The sequence below is a fragment of the Luteibacter sp. P4_E6 genome, assembly GCF_056401535.1.
The window spans coordinates 1-5,111 of sequence record NZ_JBFUJE010000281.1 but is presented as its reverse complement, the minus strand read 5'-3'; the positions used below and the strand labels follow the sequence as shown (position 1 = coordinate 5,111).

Sequence of the window (5,111 nt, the reverse complement as noted above, 5' to 3'; positions counted from 1 at the left end):
CTTGCTCGGTAGGAGCCGATTCATCGGCGATGCTCTCCCCCACACAACCCCGACAGCCTACGTTCCGTTTCCCCCCGGCAGGATGCCGATTGACGTCAAAGGGTGCGCCGACGGCCTCAATAGCCCACAATTGCGCCCCAATGCCCAACCCCGCTTCCGTCCCGAGGTTCTTGCCGTCCATGTCTCTCCGTCTTGCGCGACTGTTTACCGCCACGCTGATCGGCCTTAGCGCCTCTGCAACCCTTTTCGCTGCCGACACGGCTCTCATCTGGCGTGGCGATATCACCACCGCGCGCGGCGTGGTCATCGACGTCGCCAAGGCCTGGGAGAAATCCGGCAAGGGCAAGTTCGAGCTGCAGCCCTTCAATACGGCCTCCGGTATCGACGCTGTCGTCAAGGGCACGGCGGATATCGCCGGCTCCGCGCGTCCGGGTGTCGGCGCTGCCGAGCAGTCACTCACCTTCACGCCTGTGGCGTGGGACGCCCTGGTGATGGTCACCTACCCGTCCAACCCGGTGAGCAACATCACGCTCAAGCAGCTCCATGAGATCTACATGGGGCACATCACGAACTGGAAGGAGCTCGGCGGTGCCGATGCCCCGATCAACCTCTACGCCGTGGCCAGCCCGGCCGATGGTGTGGAATACAGCATGCGTCGCCTGCTGTTCGGACGTGGCAACCAGCCCGTCGCCGCACCGCGCCTGTACGTCAATGTGGCCAAGCTCGAAGAGGGCGTGACCCTCGACAAGCAGGGTCTGGGCGCTACCACCCTCGCGGGCGTGGCCTCGAACAAGAAGGTGAAGATCCTGCAGATCGACGGCGTCACGCCGTCGGCATCGACGGTCGCCAGCGGCGCCTACGTGCTCTACAGCGAGATCTACCTGGTCACCAACGACACCAACCCGAAGGCCGCCGAGATCAAGGAATTCCTTGCTTTCGTCACTTCGAGCACCGGTAGCGCCCTGCTTCGTTCGCACAGCCTCGTGCCGTACGCCGATGGCGCCTCGCTCGCTGCGGGCGATGCCGCTCGCCGCGCGACGATCGCTTCCACCGTCGGCACCCGTGCCAACGTGGGCCAGGCGATGACCACTGCGCCGACCGTCGCCGCTGCCGCTCCGGCGGAAGCCGCGAAGGAAGTCGCTGTCGCCAAGGCAGAGACCAAGGGCAAGGGCGCCAAGGCGGCCAAAGAGGCCAAGGCCTCTGTTGCCACCACGGCTGAGCCGTCGCAGTTCGCCGCGGTCGTCGCCAGCGTCAGTACCTCGGCGCACGTCGGCTTCTCCGGCGTCCATTCGGAAGCCTTCTCGGTCTCCGACAACGCCAAGGTCGGCGGCAAGTTCGCCAAGGTCCTGGCCGATGCCGTCACGGTGAAGGGCAAGATCGCCGCCAAGCCGGCGATCGACAGCTCCGAGAAGTCGAACAAGGTCGTCCTGCCGAAGCTGAGCGAGGCCAAGCCGGCCGCTGCGAAGCCGGAAGCCAAGGTCGCGGCCGCCAAGGAAGCGAAGAAGCCGGCCGCCATGGTCGCTTCGCGCACCTATAAGGTCTCGGCCGGCGACACGCTCTACTCCATCGCCAAGAAGAACGCGGTGGACGTGAACCAGCTGCGCGCCATGAACGGCCTGAAGGACAACAATGTCCACGCCGGCCAGGTGCTCAAGGTGAGCGCACGCTGAGCCCTATGGCCGTCCGCGCCGTCTCCCTCGACCTCGACGATACCCTGTGGCCGGTTCTGCCGGCCCTTATCGAGGCCGAGCACGTCGTCGACCGCTGGCTCAGGCAACACCATCCCGATGTCGCAAGCGCATGGCCGATCGAGGCCATGCGTGAGCTTCGCGAGCAGATCGCCCGCGACAACACCCATCTTTCCCACGATTTCAGCGAACAGCGCCGGATGACCATCCGCGCCGCCTTCGCGCACTGCGGCATCGACGATGCCCCGGTGGATGAACTGTGGCGGCTGTACTTCGCCGCCCGCAATAACGTGGAGCTCTACCCCGACAGCCTGCCGGCGCTGGAGCGCATCGCGCACCGCGTGCCCATCGTCAGCATCTCCAACGGCAACGCGGACCTGGAGATCATCGGCCTGCACCACCTCTTCCACACGCGCATCAGCGCCGGTGGACTGGGCGTGGCCAAGCCGGACGCTCGCATTTTCCTGGCCGCCGCGGAAGCCCTGGGTATCGAGCCCGGCGAGATCCTGCATGTCGGCGACGATCCCTTGCTGGATGTCGTCGGCGCGCGCGAGGCAGGCTTGCGTACCGTTTGGCTCAATCGCACGGGTGAGGTGTGGTCGCATGGACCTGCGCCCGACATGGAATTTCCGGATATGACCCATTTAGCCGATTGGGTAGAAGCGTCGGCGGTTACGGACAGCTAGAATAGCGGTTCACCGATTGCAACAATCCATTGACGCGGTTGCCAATGACCGCGAGGCACGGGAGGCCTGATGTCGCCGCTGATCGAACGCAAGTCCGGGAAACGTATCGTCATCCCCATCGAGACCGTCGATATGGCAGGCATGCCGGYGGCCGAAGGTCGGCTCGATGCGGTGCATCGGCAGTGGCTGATCTCGACGGCCTTTCGTCCGACACCGGGCGCCATCCTCGTACTGCCCGACGCCAGTGGCGCCATCGCGCGCATTCTTGTCGGAGTCGACCGCACGGATCCCATCGCGGCGCTCGGCTCCCTGCCCTCGCGCCTGCCTGAAGGTCTGTACGAGYTCGCCGCCGAGAGCGTCATCGAAGACCGCGACCTGCTTGCACTCGGCTGGGCACTCGGTGCCTACCGTTTCGATCGTTACCGCGCGCGTGCGCGTCCGCCGGCACAGCTGGTCGTGGACGCCGCGACGCTGCGCYCCGTGCAGCCGGTGATCGACGCCACGACGCAGGTGCGCGACCTGGTCAATACGCCCACCGAAGATATGGGCCCGGAACATCTCGCCGCCGCCATCCGCGCGCATGCCGAGGAACACAAGGCGAAGGTGCAGGAATGGGTAGGCGATGAACTACTCGCCGCGAACTTCCCGACCATTCATGCCGTAGGCCGCGCAAGCCATCGTGCGCCGCGCATGATCGAACTGAACTGGGGCAAGAACTCCAACCCGAAGCTGGTCATCATCGGCAAGGGCGTCTGTTTCGACACCGGCGGCCTGGACATCAAGCCGTCCGATGGCATGCGCTGGATGAAGAAGGACATGGGCGGCGCGGCACACGCTATCGCGCTCGCCGGTCTGGTGATGCAGGCGCGCCTGCCGGTGCGCCTCACCCTGCTCGTTCCTGCCGTCGAGAACGCTATCGCCGGGAATGCCATGCGCCCGGGCGATGTCATCAAGACGCGCGCCGGACACACGGTGGAAGTGGACAACACCGATGCCGAAGGTCGCCTGGTGCTCTGCGATGCCATCGCCTACGCGGTGGAGCAGGCCCCGGATCTGATCATCGATTTCGCGACGCTGACCGGCGCCGCGCGTGTGGCACTCGGTCCCGAGCTGCCCGCGCTGTTCACCAACCGCGACCAGCTCGCCGACCACGTCATCGGCTCAGCGGAACTCGTCGGCGATCCGCTCTGGCGCTTGCCGCTGTGGCGTCCGTACCGTCGCATGCTGGAGTCGTACGTGGCGGACTTCGCCAACGCCGGCCCCTCGCGTCACGCCGGCGCCGTCACCGCCGCGCTCTACCTCGAACGCATCATTCCCGAGACCCAGAACTGGATGCACCTGGACACCTACTCGTGGAACGACGCCGACCGCCCGGCCCATCCGCGCGGTGGTGAAGCCCAGGGTCTGCGCGCGTTTTATCGGTTCTTGTCCGAGCGCTATTCGTAACCCTCGCCCGATGAAAAGGAAGGTTCGCTAACGCGAACGTTTCTCTTCAGGCCCTGCCGGGCCTGTGCTTGGTAGAAGCCGATTCATCGGCGATGGATGCTTGCAACAACGATGGGTGCTTGCAACAACGATGGGGGCTTGCAACAACAGTGTGGGAGCCGGCTATTGCCGGCGATCCCGCGGCAGCGGGCCCGGTTACGGCAAGCACCCATTCGCCGATGAATCGGCTCCTACCAAGCAGCGTGCAGTGTTATTCCTCGGGCGGGGCCTCAGGCTGGGTCTCGATCGCCGCATCAATCGCCTCGGCCTTCTGCTTCTTCATCGCAACCACCGAGCGCAGGTTCCGCTCCAGCTCCGYGATCGACAGCGGAAAGTACGCGTCGTCCTGATCGCTCACTTCCCAGCTATGCAGGCGCTTCCCGGTAACTGCCACACCGGAGGCCACCAGCGCCGCACGCACCTCGTTCGGATCCAGGTCGGTCGCCTGCAGGATCAACTGCCAAAGCCAGTTCATGCGCTGCGGATCAACACCGCGCGTCATCGGCGGACGCGTGTATTCGCGCGACGGCGCTTCAAAATCGCTCATGAGAAACCCCTGTTTTGGCCCGTACGCCCGATTATGACATCGACCTCCTCCGATCGGCACCGCACCCCGTTCGGCAGGAGCAGGCGGGCCTTATTCCTCAGGCTCGCTCCCGGTCATCGTGACTTCGGCCCGGCGTCTAAAGTGTCAGGCGGCAGTCCGCTATCGCACTGCTCGTCCTTGCATTCATAAAGACGTTGATCCTGCGTAGATGGACCGCGCGCGCCGGTACACCATTCGTACGCAACCAGATTGCTCTTCAGATCATCGCAGACCCCGGGATATTCAGGAGATCTTACGTACACGATGTCACGGTGGGTGATTTTTGAAATGGGCGTCATGAGGACCGAGCCATCAAAATAGTTCGCCCGTTTGAATGACGTCGGCTCCTGCTCGGTGCCCTCTCCGATGACCAGGTCATGGGAAGCCATGCGAAGGTATAAACCCACCGGCCTTTTAAGTGATGGATACTTCGCCCGCAGCGCGTCCGACGTCCCCCCGCCTTGAGTAGCGGTTCGGTTTGAGTCCGGGATTTACTGTAACTGTTTTGCGTAGGCGGCGGGCGTCAGCCCGCCCAGTGCCATCTTCGGTCGTTCCTCGTTGTATTCACGGCGCCAGTTTTCGATCTCGGTTCGCGCGTGCAGCAGGCTGGGAAACCAGTGCTCGTTGAGGCATTCGTCGCGTAGCCGTCCGTTGAATGATTCATTC

At 64.3% G+C, this 5,111-nt stretch carries 7 protein-coding genes; 3 read left to right on the top strand and 4 right to left on the bottom strand.

Going from position 1 to position 5,111, the window contains the following annotated elements; all coding sequences use genetic code 11:
• A partial coding sequence (locus AC1DT2_RS15385; protein WP_477297248.1) for a hypothetical protein occupies positions 1–181 on the bottom strand: 181 nt, incomplete at its 3' end.
• Here AC1DT2_RS15385 and AC1DT2_RS15380 point away from each other — a divergent pair.
• The 3 genes from AC1DT2_RS15380 to AC1DT2_RS15370 all read left to right on the top strand — a co-directional run bounded on the left by AC1DT2_RS15380 (position 180) and on the right by AC1DT2_RS15370 (position 3,820).
• Positions 180–1,670 carry a LysM peptidoglycan-binding domain-containing protein gene (locus AC1DT2_RS15380; RefSeq protein WP_477297246.1) on the top strand — a complete coding sequence of 497 codons (1,491 nt, stop codon included), beginning with the start codon at positions 180–182 and terminating at the stop codon, positions 1,668–1,670. The genes AC1DT2_RS15385 and AC1DT2_RS15380 overlap by 2 nt on opposite strands.
• Before the next feature lie 5 nt (positions 1,671–1,675).
• Positions 1,676–2,374 carry an HAD family hydrolase gene (locus AC1DT2_RS15375; RefSeq protein WP_063573045.1) on the top strand — a complete coding sequence of 233 codons (699 nt, stop codon included), beginning with the start codon at positions 1,676–1,678 and terminating at the stop codon, positions 2,372–2,374.
• A 69-nt stretch (positions 2,375–2,443) separates the two neighbouring features.
• Positions 2,444–3,820 carry a leucyl aminopeptidase family protein gene (locus AC1DT2_RS15370; RefSeq protein ID WP_477297245.1) on the top strand — a complete coding sequence of 459 codons (1,377 nt, stop codon included), beginning with the start codon at positions 2,444–2,446 and terminating at the stop codon, positions 3,818–3,820.
• Positions 3,821–4,070: 250 nt separating this feature from the next.
• Here the strand turns inward: AC1DT2_RS15370 and AC1DT2_RS15365 are convergent, their stop codons facing one another.
• The 3 genes from AC1DT2_RS15365 to AC1DT2_RS15355 all read right to left on the bottom strand — a co-directional run.
• On the bottom strand, positions 4,071–4,406 hold the full coding sequence (locus AC1DT2_RS15365) for a hypothetical protein (RefSeq protein WP_477297243.1): 336 nt from the start codon (positions 4,404–4,406) through the stop codon (positions 4,071–4,073).
• Positions 4,407–4,519: 113 nt separating this feature from the next.
• A complete protein-coding gene (locus AC1DT2_RS15360; protein WP_477297242.1) occupies positions 4,520–4,834 on the bottom strand; it encodes a hypothetical protein in 315 nt (104 codons plus the stop codon).
• Between the two features lie 102 nt (positions 4,835–4,936).
• A partial coding sequence (locus tag AC1DT2_RS15355; RefSeq protein ID WP_477297249.1) for an integrase core domain-containing protein occupies positions 4,937–5,111 on the bottom strand: 175 nt, incomplete at its 5' end.